17 protein-coding genes are annotated in these 16,737 nt (G+C 52.8%); 9 read left to right on the top strand and 8 right to left on the bottom strand.

Translation table 11 applies throughout. From position 1 onward, the window contains the following. Nucleotides 1-7 precede the first annotated feature (7 nt). Entirely contained in the window at nucleotides 8-2,803 is a 2,796-nt protein-coding gene (locus EDC56_RS11525) for a TcfC E-set like domain-containing protein (RefSeq protein ID WP_148059394.1), read from the top strand. A 2-nt stretch (nucleotides 2,804-2,805) separates the two neighbouring features. Continuing rightward, nucleotides 2,806-3,708, top strand: a complete 903-nt coding sequence (locus tag EDC56_RS11520; RefSeq protein WP_123712652.1) for a hypothetical protein — start codon at nucleotides 2,806-2,808, stop codon at nucleotides 3,706-3,708. Here the strand turns inward: EDC56_RS11520 and EDC56_RS11515 are convergent. Beyond that, complete coding sequence (locus tag EDC56_RS11515) at nucleotides 3,705-4,409, bottom strand: fimbrial biogenesis chaperone (protein WP_123712651.1); 705 nt, start codon at nucleotides 4,407-4,409, stop codon at nucleotides 3,705-3,707. The two genes, EDC56_RS11520 and EDC56_RS11515, sit on opposite strands and share 4 nt — an antisense overlap. A gap of 877 nt (nucleotides 4,410-5,286) precedes the next feature. On the opposite strand from EDC56_RS11515, the gene EDC56_RS11510 reads away from it, so the two are divergent. The 3 genes from EDC56_RS11510 to EDC56_RS11500 all read left to right on the top strand — a co-directional run bounded on the left by EDC56_RS11510 (nucleotide 5,287) and on the right by EDC56_RS11500 (nucleotide 8,121). After that, nucleotides 5,287-5,673 (top strand): desulfoferrodoxin family protein, encoded by a 387-nt coding sequence (locus tag EDC56_RS11510; protein ID WP_123712650.1) that lies wholly within the window; start codon nucleotides 5,287-5,289, stop codon nucleotides 5,671-5,673. A 210-nt stretch (nucleotides 5,674-5,883) separates the two neighbouring features. After that, the gene (locus EDC56_RS11505) at nucleotides 5,884-7,689 is read left to right on the top strand and encodes a long-chain-acyl-CoA synthetase (protein ID WP_123712649.1); all 1,806 of its coding nucleotides are present in this window, start codon (nucleotides 5,884-5,886) and stop codon (nucleotides 7,687-7,689) included. A gap of 66 nt (nucleotides 7,690-7,755) precedes the next feature. Further along, complete coding sequence (locus tag EDC56_RS11500; protein ID WP_123712648.1) at nucleotides 7,756-8,121, top strand: hypothetical protein; 366 nt, start codon at nucleotides 7,756-7,758, stop codon at nucleotides 8,119-8,121. 15 nt (nucleotides 8,122-8,136) lie between these two features. Here EDC56_RS11500 and EDC56_RS11495 read toward each other — a convergent pair whose 3' ends face one another. Continuing rightward, the gene (locus tag EDC56_RS11495; RefSeq protein ID WP_123712647.1) at nucleotides 8,137-8,355 is read right to left on the bottom strand and encodes a hypothetical protein; all 219 of its coding nucleotides are present in this window, start codon (nucleotides 8,353-8,355) and stop codon (nucleotides 8,137-8,139) included. Between the two features lie 358 nt (nucleotides 8,356-8,713). Here EDC56_RS11495 and mtgA point away from each other — a divergent pair, with 358 nt between their 5' ends. Continuing rightward, nucleotides 8,714-9,406 carry a monofunctional biosynthetic peptidoglycan transglycosylase gene (gene mtgA / locus EDC56_RS11490; RefSeq protein WP_211333660.1) on the top strand — a complete coding sequence of 231 codons (693 nt, stop codon included), beginning with the start codon at nucleotides 8,714-8,716 and terminating at the stop codon, nucleotides 9,404-9,406. A gap of 95 nt (nucleotides 9,407-9,501) precedes the next feature. Here mtgA and EDC56_RS11485 read toward each other — a convergent pair whose 3' ends face one another. Together EDC56_RS11485 and EDC56_RS11480 are read right to left on the bottom strand one after the other, a co-directional pair. Then, nucleotides 9,502-10,419 (bottom strand): SDR family NAD(P)-dependent oxidoreductase, encoded by a 918-nt coding sequence (locus EDC56_RS11485; RefSeq protein WP_123712646.1) that lies wholly within the window; start codon nucleotides 10,417-10,419, stop codon nucleotides 9,502-9,504. 82 nt (nucleotides 10,420-10,501) lie between these two features. Continuing rightward, nucleotides 10,502-11,686 carry a steroid 3-ketoacyl-CoA thiolase gene (locus EDC56_RS11480; RefSeq protein WP_123712645.1) on the bottom strand — a complete coding sequence of 395 codons (1,185 nt, stop codon included), beginning with the start codon at nucleotides 11,684-11,686 and terminating at the stop codon, nucleotides 10,502-10,504. 457 nt (nucleotides 11,687-12,143) lie between these two features. Here EDC56_RS11480 and EDC56_RS11475 point away from each other — a divergent pair, with 457 nt between their 5' ends. Next, nucleotides 12,144-12,611, top strand: coding sequence for a MaoC family dehydratase (locus EDC56_RS11475; protein WP_123712644.1), 468 nt, complete (start codon nucleotides 12,144-12,146; stop codon nucleotides 12,609-12,611). A gap of 132 nt (nucleotides 12,612-12,743) precedes the next feature. Here EDC56_RS11475 and EDC56_RS11470 read toward each other — a convergent pair whose 3' ends face one another. Beyond that, a complete protein-coding gene (locus EDC56_RS11470) occupies nucleotides 12,744-13,835 on the bottom strand; it encodes a Rieske 2Fe-2S domain-containing protein (protein WP_123712643.1) in 1,092 nt (363 codons plus the stop codon). A 427-nt stretch (nucleotides 13,836-14,262) separates the two neighbouring features. On the opposite strand from EDC56_RS11470, the gene EDC56_RS11465 reads away from it, so the two are divergent. Then, entirely contained in the window at nucleotides 14,263-14,955 is a 693-nt protein-coding gene (locus tag EDC56_RS11465; RefSeq protein WP_211333659.1) for an OmpA family protein, read from the top strand. 57 nt (nucleotides 14,956-15,012) lie between these two features. On the opposite strand, the gene EDC56_RS11460 is transcribed toward EDC56_RS11465, so the two are convergent. Together EDC56_RS11460 and EDC56_RS11455 are read right to left on the bottom strand one after the other, a co-directional pair. After that, complete coding sequence (locus tag EDC56_RS11460) at nucleotides 15,013-15,444, bottom strand: tetratricopeptide repeat protein (RefSeq protein WP_123712641.1); 432 nt, start codon at nucleotides 15,442-15,444, stop codon at nucleotides 15,013-15,015. Between the two features lie 111 nt (nucleotides 15,445-15,555). Further along, entirely contained in the window at nucleotides 15,556-15,936 is a 381-nt protein-coding gene (locus tag EDC56_RS11455; protein WP_123712640.1) for an MmcQ/YjbR family DNA-binding protein, read from the bottom strand. Between the two features lie 123 nt (nucleotides 15,937-16,059). Between EDC56_RS11455 and EDC56_RS11450 the strand changes: the two genes are divergently transcribed. Further along, a complete protein-coding gene (locus EDC56_RS11450; RefSeq protein WP_123712639.1) occupies nucleotides 16,060-16,416 on the top strand; it encodes a glutaredoxin in 357 nt (118 codons plus the stop codon). Nucleotides 16,417-16,448: 32 nt separating this feature from the next. On the opposite strand, the gene EDC56_RS19615 is transcribed toward EDC56_RS11450, so the two are convergent. Then, nucleotides 16,449-16,595 (bottom strand): hypothetical protein, encoded by a 147-nt coding sequence (locus EDC56_RS19615; RefSeq protein WP_162844166.1) that lies wholly within the window; start codon nucleotides 16,593-16,595, stop codon nucleotides 16,449-16,451. Between the last annotated feature and the right edge of the window lie 142 nt (nucleotides 16,596-16,737).

Here is a 16,737-nt window from a genome sequence, read left to right as displayed (position 1 = left end):
GTGAGCTGTGTTGTTTTCACGGGTCGCAACAGTGCTAGCAGTGCTGCTGCTAGCCTCCCTCGCGACAGGAGGACATGATTTAGCGTCCTCGCCGGTGTCGATACCGGTTGTTGCCCCCGCTATAACTGACGCTCGGCATATCTTGCCGTCGTCGGATTCGATGGCACCTGCCATCGAATCATCTCCTTCTATGGCTATTGAACCGATGGCAACGCTGCCCGGCGATCTGCCGCCGGTCAAGGCGCTACCCGCCTCGACGATACCCGCAACTACTCCCCAGCCTTTACCGAAGATCTCGGCGAGCGATGCTGCCGGTAAGTTTCGTCGTACAGTGCCGTCCGCGAACGCGAAGGGGCGACCTGTTAGCGACGTTCCTGCCGGTTTCGAATTTCTCTTGGATGAGCAGACGACGGTGGCCGACGTCTATTATGGTGGCCGCTTAGTGACTCAGGCGCTGGTGAGCTATACCCCGGCTCACGTGCGTATCGAAGATCCCGCGGCGCTGTTATCACATATTCCAAATGTGCGTGAACCGGCGCTGCTGCAGACGCTACTGGCGGCGCAGCTGGATAACAATCTAGAGCAGATCTGCCACACTGAGCAACAGCGTGATTGCGGCCGCTTAGACCCGGAGACGCTGGCCGTCATTTTTAACCCGGATACCTTTCGCCTGCAATTGTTCGTTAGTCCCACCTTGCTGACGACGACCGGCGGGGATTTCTTGACCTATCTGCCGTCGTCGAGCTCGACCAAGCCCACCTTTGTTCAGCAGCTCGGCCTGAGTTATTCGGGGAGCGAGGGTGGGGATGATAGCTACAACCTCAGCGGTGGCAGTGTGCTCAGCTATCGTGAGCAGTCGATACGCAGTAGCTGGAATAGTACTGATGAGGATAGCTTTAAAGTCGATACCCTCTACTGGGAGCGTGACAAGGACGGCAAGGTCGCTCGTACCGGCTTTTTACGCGGCAGTAATGATGGTTTGACCTTTAGCTCCAGCCCACAGCTGCTGGGAGCGCACTTTGGCAGTTCGCGTCAGACCCGCATTGATTACGAGGCACAGGGCAGTAATGATATCCAGCTGTTCATGCCGGTGCGGGGCCGTGTCGAAGTCTACCGTGATAACCGCTTGATCGCCTCGCAAATTCTCGATGTGGGTAATCACCTGCTGGATACTCGTGACTTTCCTTCCGGTGGCTATGACATAGAGATTGTGATCAAAGATGGTGACAATGAGCTCAGCCGTGAGAGACGCTATTTCGTCAAGGACTATCGTCTGCCTGCAGTAGGAGCGCCTGAATACTATGTCGAGATGGGGCAGGTGGTCGATAGTCGTGATGTTGATTCGACGCTACCTACGGCTTCGTCGAAGTACTGGCAGCTGCGCAGCGGCTTCGATTATCGGGTGGCAGACTCAATGGCGATGGGATTGGGGCTGGCGGCGGATAACGAGAATGCGTTGATCGAGCCAAACATGGTTTGGATCTCGCGCGGCCTGCGCTTTAGTGGCTCGCTCTTGGCCAGCCAGGAAAAGGACTATGGCTACGCGGCAAACCTGCAGTGGGTTAGTGGAAGGTTCTCGTTGAATGGCGATAGTCGTCGGCTATACACGGAAGAGACGCGCAATGTTCAACCACTGAATATCGATGATTTTTACGATACAGCGCAACCGCTGAATATCGACGAGACTTACGATGCGCCGCAGCCCTTGTTGGGCGACGCCTATACGCAGCACAGCCTGAATCTAAGCTACCAAATACCTCGTGGTAGCCTGTCTTATAACGCCAGCGTGTCGGAGCGTGGCGGTTACCGCCACCGCCTCGATAGTGTCGCCTGGAATGGTTCGGTGTTTAATGATGGTCGCAACAGTGTGAGTGCGAACGTGACGCTGAGTCGTGAGAATGATGATTATTCGGCGCTGTTGAGCATTACTTATCAATATAACACCACGCACTTCTCTAATAGTGTTAGGCCGAGTGTGGAGGCCCGACGCATCGATGAGGGGCAGGCGGGGACGCGCCGGGACTATGATGAGCGGGTGAAGCTGCGCTCACAGTGGTTCGATCGTGAGTTGTTGCCGGGTGATCTAGATATTAGCAACGAACTCGATGTCGGTCACGGTAGCGATAGTCTGACTAACTCGCTGAGCTATAGACAGCGCCTCGTCGATGTTGATGCGCAGCTGCTGAATACTCGACAGGCCAACGGCGATCGTGATGCTAGTTATAGCGGTACGGTACGCAGCGGCTTCGTCATCGGCGGTGACTATCGTCCGACTGTCGGTGGTAATGGTGGCAGAGAGTCGGCGATCGTGGTCGACGTTGAGGGCGAAGATAGCGGTGATAGTTATCTCGATATCATGGTCAATGGTCAGCGCCGCGGTTATACCCGAGTGGGTGAGCGTGCGGTTATCTCGGTGACGCCTTATGAGACCTACGATGTCAGGTTAGAGGCGCGCGGCGAAAACCCGATAGGCTTCCGCGACAAGGTCGAGACGGTAACGGTTTATCCGGGTAATGTTGTGCAGTTGAAGTGGCAGGCACAGACGTTAAATATTGTTTTTGGTCGGGTGTTGGATGGCTCGGGCGAACCTATCGCCAATGCGATTATTCACGGCGCAGTAGGCATGGCACAGAGTGATGGCTACGGCTTGTTTCAGGCAGAGTTACCGCAAGGTGAGCAGTCTTTACAGTTGCGCTATGCGACGGGCAGGTGTTCAGTACAGGTGCCCGCCGATTATGTGATTAACAACGGTGTGGGTTTCCTGGGTGATTTACAGTGCCTGCCGTCAGCGGTGGAGCGTTAGTGATGAGCTGTACTCTAGTGACTGTGCCACGACTGTGCTGGCTGCTTCTCAGCAGTCTGATCGCCTCGCCCTGTGTCGCCAGGCTGTCTATTGAGGGCTACCCCGCAGAGCAGAGTGTGAGCTGGGATGGTGGTTTTAGTGGCAATGATGTAGTAGTCGACTTTTGTATCGCCTCGGATAGCCTCTTCGGCAGTGTGAATTACCAGGTGCGCAGTGACTCGCGGCAGACCAGCAATCGTTTTGAGTTGAGACAGGCGGGGGTGGCGCTGCCTTACACGCTGTCATTTCGTCAGAGTGATCCCTATTTCGAGCTTGCGGAGGGCGTCTGGCATCGAGACAGTAATTATTGGGTCGCAGCCTCTGGTTGCGCTAATGTGAGCTTGCAAGTCAGTTTCGCCAGCGATGATTTGGAGTTTGCGACGGCGGGAAGCTATGTCGGTCGGTTAGTGTTTAAGGTTAAACCTGCCGTTGGCGGGCCGCGACACGATAAGGCGGAAATGCGCTTCACTCTGGAGATACCGGAGCTGGTGCAGGTCAGCGGCCTGGAGGATATGGTGTTGACCGGAGGTGGTCCGACGCTGTCGGCTAGCGATGACTTCTGCGTCTATGTGACCCGTGGCAGTCAGTTCGCCATTACGGCTAGCTCGCTGGAGGGGGGATTTGAACTGTTGGACGGTGCGGCGAGCTTGCCTTATCAGGTCTACGTTGATGACTCCCCGGCAGGTGGCTCTAGTGCCGCTAGTTTAGCTTATGAGCAGCGGTCTCCGGGTTGGCAGGGAGATTACAGTAGAGGCTGCGCGAATAGCGGTGGTGAGAATATGCGCCTGCGGGTCGAGACGACACCGATAGCGCCGAAGGCAGGCGTCTATCGTGGCACGCTGTTATTAACCGTTAGGCCGGACTAGCGTAGGCTATTCTTCAGTCGTTTGTCTGCGGTGACCAATTCGTAAAATACCTCGCCGCCGGCAGGCGTGGTGAGGGTGAGCTTATTGTCGGCGTAGAGTCGGGCACCTTTTAGCTCGGTACAGTTCTGTTGCTTTAGGCTTTGCCCCTGGGCGCAGTGGTAGACAGACTCGAGTTTAGTGGCGCTATTGCCGGTGTGGGTAAAGGTCAGCTGCCTGCCTTGGCGCTTAGCCTGAACGGTATAGTCAGGCTGCTTTGGCCGACGCAGAATAAGCGTCTCATAAGCAATCATGATCTTGACGCCAGTGGAGGCCGCTTCTGTATCGCCAACGACGGGCTTGAAAATGGCACGATAGATTCTGTCGCTATCGCCGGGGCCCTTGATATCGACGATGCGAACCTGCTTACGGCCGCCGGGTAAGATGACGAATTTGTTCGGGCTAATTAATAGGCTGACCGATTTCGGGTCTTGCACAAAGCGGCGCTGCTCGTGATCTGTGCCGGGGTTGATCACCTCATACAACTCAACGATAACATAGGCGTTCGCTGCCTTGTCGTCATTGAATACCGTAATGTCGGTATAAGGCTTACTGCTAGGCGGCATATCGATGATGATACTGCTGAGTGCGATGCCGGCAAAGCTCAGCTGAGACGCTAATAGCAGGGGGAAAATAAGGGCTGGTGCTTTGTCGAGTAGACGCATAGGGAGCAGCTCGCTGAATGATTGCCGGTAATTATACCTTGTTTGCGCTTTCGGGGTGAAGTATTCGGCACCGTTGTCGCGTAGCTATAACAAAGCCCGTGCAGCTAAAGCGACACGGGCTTGAGTTTCTTATCGTAGGCTGTTTGTTATCGCCTCGCTTTAGGTCTTATTAAGACTAAAATACAGTTAGTCTATTATCTTTTTTTGTTGTGACGACTTCTCGCCACTTAGGTATCCTCTCATATTTTAATGTTCTCCTCTATCTTTGTGATACTTGTTTTTATGATCTCTGTCGACTGATAGTGGAATAATTGGTTTTGTATTTGTTTTTAGTTATATCGAGATATTTACGTTGTTTTTTGTTGGCTATTGTTTTGTTTGCTGTCTTGATGGTGTTATTTTTTTCTAATTGAAGACGAGATTTCTTGTTTATTTTGTAAATTTTTTTGTTGCCTTTTTGCTGGGCTATGACAAATTAAAGTTTTTAATGTCAGCGAAATGGTTGGTGCTAGGGCGTAGGTTTGAGTGACTACCAGCGGCGGGGTGCCTCAGTAAGCTTTTACTGCCTGAGGTGGGTGGTGCATTCGTTGTTTCAGGTTGGCGAATCAATCGCTAATATGGGGTGTCGTTATAGGGTATTTTAGTCGCTGATAGTTTAGCGTGAATCACGCTATTTAAATTTTTATAAAACAGCGAATACCCGTTTTTTTAATAAGGGATTGTAATGATAATGATTATCATTACGCTGCATATAGGCTATAAAATCACTCTAACGTGCGACTTATTGGGCTCAGTTGTGCGCAATTATTGATTAAGGCAGGGCTGTAGAGTACAGTTCGCACGGTTAATAAATATTGTTTCTTGGGAGAATATAAACGTGCCAAAGATTAATCGTTACATCGATATCAACGAAGTAGAACGCGAAGCAAAGAAAGACTTCATCGATCGTCATTCAGCGTTTGTACATTGTGAGTCTACTGCGACTGCAGGTGAGATGTTTGCCGTTACAGTTAAGGTCGGTGAAGCTTACACCCACCCTGATGATTTTGATCACTATATTGCTTCTGTTGCGCTCTACAACAAAGACACTAAGCTAGCGGAAGCAACATTCTTCGCCGGTACTTTGGGTGGCCAGGGCAAGAAAGGCAACACCACTGTTACCTTCAATGTTGTCCTTGAGAAAGATGCTGAGCTCGTAGCTCACGCATACTGCACCAAGCACGGCCTTTGGGAAAGCGATGCTGTTGCCGTTAAGGTAGCGTAATCGTCTGGCGCTACCGCCTCGCGGTAGCGTTTTCCTCTCTCCTCTCTTCTTTCTTGCTTCACCCCTCCAGCTTGCCGCATCCCCTTTTGTTGTTATCTTCCAGACTCTAATGGCGTTTTTGCTAATAATCGGCATCTGCTCGATTGGTTTTTGAGTCGTGCCACGTTTTAATGGCCACAGACTCTAATTAGCAGTGAAAGGACACGGAGTATGAGTAGCGTAAGTCGAGAGCAAACCCAGGCGAAGTTAGATAAGTTGTCTGCGGCAACCATGGCGCATACGCCGAGGCAGGACTATACCGTCGCCGATCGCTTAGAGCAGCAGGCAGAAACCTACCACCAGCATGCCTTTTTATTGGCCGACGACACGGTGATCAGCTATGGCGAGTTGAATGCTCGCGCCAATCGCTTCGCCCATGTACTGCGTGATCTGGGGGTGGTGCGTGGTGATGTCTGTGCTTTGATGATGGATAATCGTGCAGATTTTTTCGCCATCCTATTCGCTTTCGCTAAGCTTGGTGTCACTTCGGCATTGCTCAATATCCACGCTCGTGGGGAGGCGCTGACCCATGCGCTCAGCGCTGCCTCGGCAAAGCTGTTATTTATCGGTGATGAATGCTTGTCAGCGCTGACGAGTCGGGAGCAGGCGGCGCTGGCCGTTGATTGCTATCGGGTCGAGGATGTGGAGCCGCGGCAGCAGGTACTGCAGAAGACATTGCAGAGCTTGCAGCTACAACTGACAGAGGCCCCCGATTATAATCCGCCTCGGTCATGGCGGCAGGGCTTGGTCGGTGAGGATAGCTTGCTCTATGTCTTTACCTCCGGCACCACCGGCCTGCCGAAGGCGGCGCGAATCAGTCATATGAAGTGGCTCGGTGTGGGTGATGGCATGCGTGACATGCTGGAATACAGCAGTGGAGACGTTTTTTATTGCGTACTACCGCTCTACCATGGTGCCGCGGGGATGTCGCTGACCTCTTCGGCGCTCGCCAGTGGCGCCTCAATCGTGTTACGCCGGCGCTTTAGTGCCTCGCAGTTTTGGCCGGAGGTCAGACGATACGGAGTGACGGTCTGCCAGTATATCGGCGAGGTTTGTCGCTATCTGAATAATCAGCCAGCCTCGCCAGATGATCGTCGTCATGGCTTGCGTAAGATGATGGGGGCGGGACTCGGCGCGGACATTTGGCAGGCGTTCCAGCAGCGCTTTGCGATTGCTCATATCTTCGAGGGCTGGAGTGCGACGGAGGCTAATTGCTCGTTGATTAATATCGATAATAAGCCAGGCTCTTGTGGTCGTATTGCCTATGCCGAGAAAACCAATCTGCGGTTGGTGAAATATGACATCGAGCGCGGCTGCCATGTCTTGGATGAGCAGGGCAAGATGATCTGCTGCCAGCCAGGGGAGGTCGGCGAGGTGGTGGGCATGATCTTGGATCTGCCAGATGTTGGCGCGGGGCGTTTCGAGGGCTATACCGATCCGCAAGCGACGGAGCAGAAAATATACCGCGGTGTGTTTAGTGAGGGTGACAGCTGGTGGGCAAGCGGTGATCTGATGCGCTGCGATGAAGAGGGCTACTTCTACTTCGTCGACCGCATCGGTGATACCTACCGCTGGAAGAGTGAGAATGTCTCGACTCAAGAGGTGTCGCAGGCGTTGGCGGATTATCCGGGCATGGAGCTCATCAATGTTTATGGCGTGACAGTGCCGGGGCAGGAGGGGCGTGCGGGCATGGCGGCCATTGTCATGCAGCCAGCAGAAACCTTTGACCCGCAAAGCTTCTACCGATTGACCGAGCAGCGCCTGCCGCGCTATGCGGCGCCCTTATTTCTGCGTCTGAGCGATAGCGCTGATCTGACGGCGACGTTTAAGCTGCGTAAAGTCGACCTGCAGCGGCAGGCCTACGACCCCAAGCAGACGACGGATCCTCTCTATGTTCGCGATGAGCGGCGAGGCTGTTACCGACCGTTGGACAGCGTGTTGTTGCAAGAGCTCGGTATCGCAGAGAGCGCCAATTGATCGCGGGCAACGGTCTTTCGATTGTCGTATGATAGCGGCCTCAATTTCTATCGCACAGGTCTTAATATGTTGCCGTCATCTCTTAAGCGTTCTGCCGTCGTATCGTTAGCTCTATTGCTGAGTGCTTGTGCGACAACGGAGTTGCAGCGTATCGAGGCCAAGCGCAGTGAAATTAATCGCATGACTAATGCCCAGGTTTGCGATGGCTACAACCGCTCAGAGCGAGGTGAGCAGGCCGAGTGGCATGACTTCTATGAAGTGGCCCTCGCTGAACGCTTTCGCAACGAGTCCGCGGCCAGGCAATATTGCCTGGACCATGCGGAGCAGATTGTGGAGAGAGAGCAGAAAGCGCAGCGTGTGCGCTGGGGCACGGAGGGCGAGGAGAATATTCGCGACCATAACTCGGGCTATGTGAAGCCCGGCCAGTACTAGCCGCGAGGGTGACGCCTATTCGCCGCCGCCCTCGCCGTCAGCGGTAGCCTCATCCCAGACTCTAGCGGTGCCATGGCCTACTGCCTTGGCGGCATCGCGGGTACCATGGCCAACGGACTTGGCGGCATCACGAGTACCATGGCCGATAGAGCGGCCAGCATCTTTGAATTCCGCACAACCGGCAAGGCCGATGATGATGGCGCAGGCGGCGACTAGGGTTTTCTTGTTCGTCATGGCAGATGCTCCTACAAACATTGTATTGAGATAAGTGGTATTGGATATGCTGTATTCAAATAAGTTTCATTGAGCTAAGTTTCATTGAGCTAAGTTTCATTGAACTAGGTTGTATTGAAATAAATCGTATCACGAGAAACGGCATTGAATAGACGGATCTATAACACAGCATCTTAAAGCGCTAACGACTGGAAGGCGAGGCTGTGTGCTGAATATTAGGATAAACAAAGCACATTTTAGCATGTTAATACGGCGGCTCCTCCCAGCATCTATTCGTTCTGCTGATCTCGGTCGTTGTTGTGCGGCTTGGCGATTTGCTAATCTTGCATACATAAGCTGTTTAAAATAGGTGGGTGTTGTGATTGGGAAACTCGTGCGTTGGATCGCGCTTTTGGTGTTGTTTTGTCTGTTGTTTTCGTTGTTATTGGTGGTCTTTACGCGTTTTGTTGACCCGCCTACCTGGGCCTGGAAGATACAGCGCGACGTGTCGCCGCCGGCAGGTTATCCGGCGACGGTGCAACACCGCTGGGTGGAGCTGTCGCAGATATCCACGGCGATGCAGTTGGCAGTGATCGCCGGTGAGGACCAGACCTTTCCCGATCATTTTGGCATCGACATTGCTTCGACCAAGCAGGCGCTGGCGGATGTAGTGAGCGGTGAGCGCTTTCGCGGAGCCAGTACGTTGACCCAGCAGACGGCGAAGAATGTCTTCCTGTGGCCACAGCAGAGCCTGTTTCGCAAGGCGGTTGAGCTGGTGCTAGCGGTGGAGCTGGAGCTGATTTGGGGTAAGCGGCGTATCTTGGAAGTTTATCTCAATGTAGCGGAGTTTGGTCCCGGCCTCTATGGTGTCGATGCAGCGGCGAGACACTACTGGGGTATCGATGCTGCGCAGATATCAACTGCTCAGGCAGCTCGTCTGGCGGCGGTGTTGCCCAGCCCTTATAAATATAGTGTCACTACGGATAGTGCGTTTATGGTCGAACGCCGAGCATGGATTCGTCGACAGATGCGGCAGTTGGGTGAGGTGACGTTACAGCAGGTTGATCGGTAGTAGCGTTTACCGATAAAAAAGGCCGCACCGTTGCCAGCGCGGCCTTTGGACCGAGCCTAGAGAAGGGGGTCTAGGCTTGGATCAGTGTGATGGAGTTACTGTGGGGGGACAGAGAATCCATCGATAACAGGGGTGTGATCGGCATTGAAGTAGTCGCCGAGGCTGCTGTGTAAGCCCTCAACCGTCCACTTCTGCTGGCCTTCTGGGTTGTCGTAGAAGACGTCTAGGCTTGGTCGCTGAACGATGTTGACGCGAGTGCCCCAGACCACGAATACTTCTCCCATGACCATCTGCGACTCAGGTGAGGCCAGGTAGCCCACCAGTGGAGCGACGTTGGCAGGGTCAAAGACGTCGAAACCATCTTCGGGCTTCTTGAAAATCTCTGCGGTGACGCCCTGATCGGTCATTGCGGTACGGCCGCGTGGCATGATGACGTTACAGCAGATGCCATACTTGGCCATCAGCTGGGCGGCGCCCATGGTCATGGCGGTGATACCTGCCTTGGCCGCGGCGTAGTTGGGTTGGCCGGCGGAGCCGAATAGCATGGCTTCTGAGGAGGTGCTGATAAGACGGCCATAGACTTGACCTTCCGCCTTGGCCTTGCCGCGCCAGTAAGCGGTGGCGTTGCGGATGTTGACGAAATGACCGCGTAGGTGCACGCGGACAACGGAGTCGAATTCATCGTCGCTCATCGAGAAAATGGTCTTATCACGACAGAAGCCGGCGTTGTTGACCATGATGTTGAGGTCGCCAAAGGTCTCGATCGTCTTCGCCATCAAGTTCTCGGCATCGTTGCTATCGGCGCAGTCGCCGAGCACGACAGTGGCTTCGCCACCGAAGCCTTTAATATCTTCGAGGGTCTGAAATGCCGCCTCTTTAGCGTCGGGCAGGTCGATGTCGCTGATGACGACACGGGCGCCTTGACGTGCGAGCTGTATCGCCTCTTCGCGGCCAAGGCCACGGCCGGCACCGGTTACGATGGCAACCTTGCCTTCAATATTTTTCGTTGTCATATTGTTCACCTTAAACGGGAGTGTGCTGTTGGCTCGACATCCGATGTCTGACGAGCCAAGGTAAAAGTTATATTAAGCGGTGTTATAGTCGCTCGATGATGGTGCCGGTGCCGATAGAGGAGCCGCAACACATGGAGATCAGTGCGGTGTTTTTGTCTTGGCGCTCAAGCTCATGCAGCGCGGTGGTGATCAAGCGAGCACCGGTTGAGCCGACAGGGTGGCCCAGTGCGATGGCGCCACCGTTGACGTTGACCTTGCTCATGTCGGCGTTGAAGACCTGGGCCCAAGAGAGCACGACGGCGGCGAAGGCCTCGTTGATCTCGAAGAGGTCGATGTCGTTCATGTTCATCTTGGTTTTCTTAAACAGTTCGTTGGTGGCATCGACAGGGCCGTCGAGTAGGAAGGCCGGGTCGGCTCCGGCGACGACGCCGGAGATGATGCGAGCTCTGGGCTTGAGTCCTCTAGCGCGAGCCTCGTCGGCGCTCATCCACAATACGGCGGCGGCACCGTCAGAGATTTGTGAGGAGTTCCCTGCGGTGTGTACGCCGCCTTCTTTAACGGTGCGTAGGCCGGCTAACGATTCAATGGTGGTGTCACGTAGGCCCTGGTCGCGGGTGATGATACGAGTCTCGCCAGTGGGGTTGCCATCTTCACCGATGACAGGTGATTCGACGGGAATAATTTGACTGTCAAAGCGTCCCTCTTGCCAGGCGACTTTGGCGCGGCGCTGAGATTCACAGGCAAAGGCGTCGACATCGGCACGAGTTAGGCCGCGATTTTTTACGATACGTTCAACCATCTCGAACTGGTCGGGGATGCTGTCCCAGGGCCAGTCGGCGGTCTGGAAGAAACCCGGGCCATTGTAGGCGTTAGCACCTAGCCCGACGCGACTCATTGCCTCAACGCCGGCACCGATACCGCAGTTGATTTGTCCTGACTCGATGAGCGCAGAAATGAGGTGGTTAGCCGTTTGTGCGGAGCCACATTGGGTGTCGACGGTGGTGCAGGCGGTTGAATAGTTTTTCCCCATCGACAGCCAGGCGTTGCGAGCGAGGTTGTTAGACTGTTCGCCAGCTTGTGTAACACAGCCGGCGTAAACCTGCTCAATGTCGGTGTAATCGATGCCGGCACGGCTGATGCAACCTTCATAGGCCTTGGCTAGCAGGGCCGCTGCATGGATGCCGCTGAGATCGCCCACGATCTGCTTGCCGCGCGCAATGGGGGTACGGACGGCTTCGACAATGACTGCTTCGACTAATTCTGCCATGACTAAATTCCTCACAATATTATTATGTTGTGGGACGCTTTATGCGAAAGCTGTATCTCGCGTAGAGGTCTCATCGTAATCGATTAATGAATGCTGGGTGCCAAGGTGATCTATTTAGGTGTTCAACGAGCATCAGCACGGCACCACTGTAAGTAGCTCAAAGCATACCGGATAGGGTCAACAGAACAATGACAAATCTGCTCATGTGAACTGACAAATACGCTCGGACACCGCTTGCCATCTGGCGCTAAGCTAGATCTGCAGCGCTGTGGAAACATTGTGTTGAGAGAAACCGTTGCTTTTGCCAATGCGTTAAAACTCACCACTATGGGTTGGAGATGGTTTTTTACTTTAGCTAGAATGGCGGCATAACTTTCGGGTGTTGCGATTAACGCTGCAGGTCTCGTGTTTATATTTACTCGTCCCATCGGGGCGGCAGAGCAATTGGAGAATTATAATGAAACAGTACCAATTTAATGACATCGAAGCGCTGCAGGAAGTCGTTAGTGAAGAGTTTAGCGATTGGAGTCAGCCGCTAGAAATTACTCAGTCGATGATTGACCAATTTGCAGAGCTTACCGGAGATGATTACTGGTTACATACCGACCCTGAGCGCTGTAAAGAGCAGAGCCCGTTTGGCTGTACCATTGCACACGGTTTTCTTACTTTAGTGCTGCTACCTAAGCTCGCCGTTGCACCAACTCACGAGGTGGTGGGTTTTAGTAATATGCTAAATTACGGCTCCAATAAGCTACGTTTCACCGGTACGGTGATGGTAGGCAACAGCATCTATGCCCGTAGCCGAGTCAAGGAAGTTACACAGACCCCGAAGGGGCAAACAGTGGTTACCATGGAGCAGCACATTAATGTCGTCGGTCAAGATCGCCCTGCGGTGATCTATGAGCTGATGTTTATGTACATGTAAATATCTCATGCTGTAATGCAGAGAAAAACGCGACATTATGGTCGCGTTTTTTATGTCTGCGTCTTTGTATTTCTTGATAAAATAAAAATGCCGAGCAAGGCTCGGCATTTTTTGTAACGACTAAGTTCTTATTTATTCGAAAAAGTGAGCGCCGAGTGCCAGAGCCTCTTCGCTTGGTTTATCCATGTTGAGAACATGTGCTTTGCCGTTGTTGGCGCCTTGGTGTCTTTCAACGTCTTTCATTTCAAGGTGGAATTGGCGATACCAATCACGCACCTTGTTAAATGGTCCGTCGGTCTTTAGCTGAATGATGCGGGTTGCTGCGCGCTTGTTTGCCCAGACGCTGAAGTCGGCGGCAAAGGCGGCGAGGGCGCCGACTTGAACCTCCTTGGCGATGGCGCGGTCCTCTTCTGTGGCGACGGCGCTGGCCGATTTGTGTAGGGCGCCGTGCCAGACTTTAATCTTACCGTCGGAGACGGGAGTGTTGGCGATGATTTCATAGATTTCCTGGCCGCCGAACTCTTGTTTAGAAAGTAAAATGCCGGGGCCGGTATACCACGTGGTACTCATCAGCATGCAGCCGTAAGAAGCGAGGACACCGCCCTGACGTTGAATGATAATATGGTCTTTGAACTCGTTTTCGAAGTACTCACAAGGCGCACCATGAGTTGGGCCAAGATGCTGCGCATCGGCCATATTGTCGATCACTTCGATCGGGTGCATATCGATTTCACCGAGGTGGTCGAGATCCCAGTGAACCCATGAAGGATCGTTCCACTCCTCTAGCATTGGCGGTTCGAATTGTGGCTCTAAGCCATCCTCATCGAACCACATCATGATACAGCCCATAATTTCGCGTACTGGATAAGATTGGATAGTTGAGCTGCGTGGGCAGGGGCCATCGTGATAGGGGATGTCGTTCACTTTGCCGTCGGGGCCGTAGCGCCAGCCGTGGTACGGGCAGCGGATATTATCGCCTTCGATATGGCTGTTATCGCTGGCAATAACGGCGCTAGTACTGGCTGTTAGGTGGGTGCCCATGTGCCCGCAGTATGCATCTAACAGAACAGGGTTGCCGCTGTCTTTGCCGCGGTAGAGGGCAAAGTCACGGCCGAAGTAGCTAACTGCCAGCGGTGTCTCGCCCAGTTCATTACTCTCGGCGATGACAAACCAGCCGCGTGGGTAGGTGTTAGGGCCCAGTTTATACTCTTCAGATTTAGCCATTGCTCTCTCACTATTTTTGATAATTATTGTTAATAGATTTAGCTGCGTATTCTTTATTATTGTTCTTTTATAGATTAACTGTAGAGGCTTAGCATAATAAATTTCGTTTGGAAGTGACTCATCCAAACGGACGACCTTTACTGTAAGTGACTGGCTGTCGCGGCGCAATGCTGTCTGTATTTTGTTGCTGCTTAGTTTGCTTGAGTGTGTGCTTGAAAGTCTCCTTTACTGCTCATTGAGAGAGGGTCAATCACCGAAACGACACTGACACAATTGGTCATAATTGCGTTTGAATGCGTCAGATTACTGCCCCACAACGGCCACCTTAGCGTTGTTTAATAACTCCCATGCTAAATAGCACCGGCAAACCGGGCTATAGCTTGATGATAATGATGAACAGCGCACTGCAGCTAATTTGGGGAAGATGATGAAAAAAGCACTGATATTGGCAGGTTTGATGACTGTGGCGAGTGTTACTACGATACCGGCACAGGCAGCGGTAAAGACAGAATTGAAACAGGGAGGGCTATTTTTAAGTTCGGCGGTTATCGGAGGTGTGGCCGCCGGGCCAGTCGGTTTTATTGCGGGAGCACTCGGTGGTGCCTGGATGGGGGAGCAGGTGAAGGGGCACGATCAACTGGTTGATAGCCAGCAGCAGCTGCAGCTAGTACAGGAAGACTTGTTACGAGCGCAGCAGCAGTTAGCCGGTGTTGTTGAGATGAATGAGGCTTTTGCGCAAACGGCGCTGGATCAGTTGCAGCTGGAGATGCTGTTTAAGACGGGGAAAAGTGTCTTGACCACTGCGGGGCTGTCACGGCTCGATATTCTAGCGGAATTTATTAGTAACAACCCCGATATTGCTGTGCGGCTAGATGGTTACAGCGACCCGCGAGGCAACGAAGATTATAACCTGAAGCTATCGGCGGATCGCCTAGCGTCGGTGGAAGGTGCGTTACGTGAGGCGGGCGTTGAGTCGGCGAGGATTGAGAGTTTCAATCATGGTGCCAGTCAGTCGAAGGCGGCGAGCTTAGATGATTATGCCTTCGAGCGAGTGGTAAAGATTAGTTTGCAGAACACGGCGATCGGTGAGAACGTCGCACAGGTTAATATTAATCGCTAACTCGCCGTGTGCTATTTTCAAGTCTTGCTGCAGTGCTGGTGTTCGCTAAACTGCCCCTCAGCTTTTGGTTGCAGCCTGTAGCGACTTCACCAGCTTAAAGGCTTCACGCTTGAGCTCGTTGTCGACAATAAGTTCGGTGGCTGCTTTCGAGAGCAGAGCACAGGCAAGCGCTTCGTCGAGGCGCTTATTTTGTTGTAGTAATAACGCCATGGAATAGTTGATCGAGGCGATGAAATCCTCGGAGCTAATATCGTGAGCCAGCGCGAGTGCTTTTCGATAGAGGGCTAACGCGCTCTCGGTATCGTCGGTGAAGTCGGCGAGAGTCTCCCATTGCACGGGATGATCTTTACGTTCGACGCCGGCATTATTCTCACAGAGTGCGGTGAGTTCGAGGTAGCGTTGCTCAAAGCATTGTTCGTCTTCCTTCTGGGCAGCCTCAAGGAGTTGGCTGGCTAAAGAGTGTACCTGCTTGTAGATTTTGGTGTTCATTGGTTTGTATCCGCTGCCGTGGTCATGGCGAACTGTAGGTTCGACTTAGGGGTGGGGGAATTATAGCGTTATTCTGCTCGCTTGCCTGCTGCTAATTGTGAAGACTTCAGGCTATTGGTAGAGCTTGTCCGGGCCGTGGCGCAACTCCAGGTCACGACGCAGATTACTCTTGAGGCCCTGGATGACGAGGCTGTAAGAGCGATCGATCATGCGCACGAGTTCGCTATCTGGTACGTCACCCCTTAGTCTAACGGTGTTCCAGTGTTTTTTGTTCATGTGGTAGCCTGGCTGTACGTCGTTGAATACCATGCGCAGGGCGAGCGCCTCATGCGGTTCGCACTTGAGGTTGAGTTGATCTGCGCCATCTCGATGTGCCAATAGTGCGAACATTTTCCCTGCCACCTTAAAGACGTGAATGTCATGGCCAAAAGGGTAGTCTACGACGGCCTCGGGCTTGCTCACGAGGTGTTTTTTTAGCTGTACTGCATCCATGGTATCTCCCTTATTAAGGTGCCTATGAGATAACTCCATCATTTGGCTATTGGCTATTTAATGTCGAGTTAGCTTATTATTTCTAATAGCCTAGAGATAAAAAATAACAGGAGCAAGAGCAGCATGGCACGATTAATATGGGACAGCGCAAAGATACACCCTGCCATTTCAGAACAGGTCGGCGGTACTTTCAATGATACCGTTTTAGAAGCTCAGCGAGCGGTCAATGAGCAGCGTGTTGTGGTGATAGGTATGGCGTCGAACCCACACTGTAAGAAAGCACGTAAAGCGCTGGATGCAGCTTCGGTTGAGTATACTTATTTAGAATATGGCAGCTATACCAAAGAGTGGAAGCGTCGTGGTGCCCTGAAGATGTGGGCGGGTTGGCAGACCTTCCCGATGGTGTTTGTCGAGCAGCAGTTAGTTGGCGGCAGACAACAATTAGAGGCGCTGTTAATCAACGGTGAGTTAACCGCATGATAACGTGCCCCTAGACCAGGGGCACCGTCTAATCATGCCTGCTCTTCTAGCGTTTGTTCGTCGAGCAAGGGGGTGTCTCGGGTGGCGGCGAGGTAGCCTTCCTCATCCCATTCCTCTCCCTCATCTTGTGTGATGGCGTAAAGCAGTGAAAAGTCATCGTAGTCATCCATAAAGTTCATCGATCTCTCTCCTCGTGAATAGTGTTCTATGCAGGTTGGGTTACAGAATAAAGCCTGAAGATGAAGGGTTGATGATGGTAACTTTGCATATTTATGAAGTTATGCTGCCGATTAACTTACTCTCAATGGCTTTCCTTGCCGA

The sequence above is a fragment of the Sinobacterium caligoides genome (assembly GCF_003752585.1).
Lineage (GTDB): Bacteria > Pseudomonadota > Gammaproteobacteria > Pseudomonadales > Sinobacteriaceae > Sinobacterium > Sinobacterium caligoides.
The sequence above is the reverse complement of the archived record's forward strand: the minus strand, read 5'-3'. Positions and strand labels throughout refer to the sequence as shown.

Bases quoted from the DNA above. Each gene is read 5' to 3' on its own strand.
- EDC56_RS11520 (WP_123712652.1), top strand. From the start codon at position 2,806: ATGAGCTGTACTCTAGTGACTGTGCCACGACTGTGCTGGCTGCTTCTC.
- EDC56_RS11515 (WP_123712651.1), bottom strand. From the start codon at position 4,409: ATGCGTCTACTCGACAAAGCACCAGCCCTTATTTTCCCCCTGCTATTA.
- EDC56_RS11505 (WP_123712649.1), top strand. From the start codon at position 5,884: ATGAGTAGCGTAAGTCGAGAGCAAACCCAGGCGAAGTTAGATAAGTTG.
- EDC56_RS11500 (WP_123712648.1), top strand. From the start codon at position 7,756: ATGTTGCCGTCATCTCTTAAGCGTTCTGCCGTCGTATCGTTAGCTCTA.
- EDC56_RS11495 (WP_123712647.1), bottom strand. From the start codon at position 8,355: ATGACGAACAAGAAAACCCTAGTCGCCGCCTGCGCCATCATCATCGGC.
- EDC56_RS11485 (WP_123712646.1), bottom strand. From the start codon at position 10,419: ATGACAACGAAAAATATTGAAGGCAAGGTTGCCATCGTAACCGGTGCC.
- EDC56_RS11480 (WP_123712645.1), bottom strand. From the start codon at position 11,686: ATGGCAGAATTAGTCGAAGCAGTCATTGTCGAAGCCGTCCGTACCCCC.
- EDC56_RS11475 (WP_123712644.1), top strand. From the start codon at position 12,144: ATGAAACAGTACCAATTTAATGACATCGAAGCGCTGCAGGAAGTCGTT.
- EDC56_RS11470 (WP_123712643.1), bottom strand. From the start codon at position 13,835: ATGGCTAAATCTGAAGAGTATAAACTGGGCCCTAACACCTACCCACGC.
- EDC56_RS11465 (WP_211333659.1), top strand. From the start codon at position 14,263: ATGAAAAAAGCACTGATATTGGCAGGTTTGATGACTGTGGCGAGTGTT.
- EDC56_RS11460 (WP_123712641.1), bottom strand. From the start codon at position 15,444: ATGAACACCAAAATCTACAAGCAGGTACACTCTTTAGCCAGCCAACTC.
- EDC56_RS11455 (WP_123712640.1), bottom strand. From the start codon at position 15,936: ATGGATGCAGTACAGCTAAAAAAACACCTCGTGAGCAAGCCCGAGGCC.
- EDC56_RS11450 (WP_123712639.1), top strand. From the start codon at position 16,060: ATGGCACGATTAATATGGGACAGCGCAAAGATACACCCTGCCATTTCA.
- EDC56_RS19615 (WP_162844166.1), bottom strand. From the start codon at position 16,595: ATGAACTTTATGGATGACTACGATGACTTTTCACTGCTTTACGCCATC.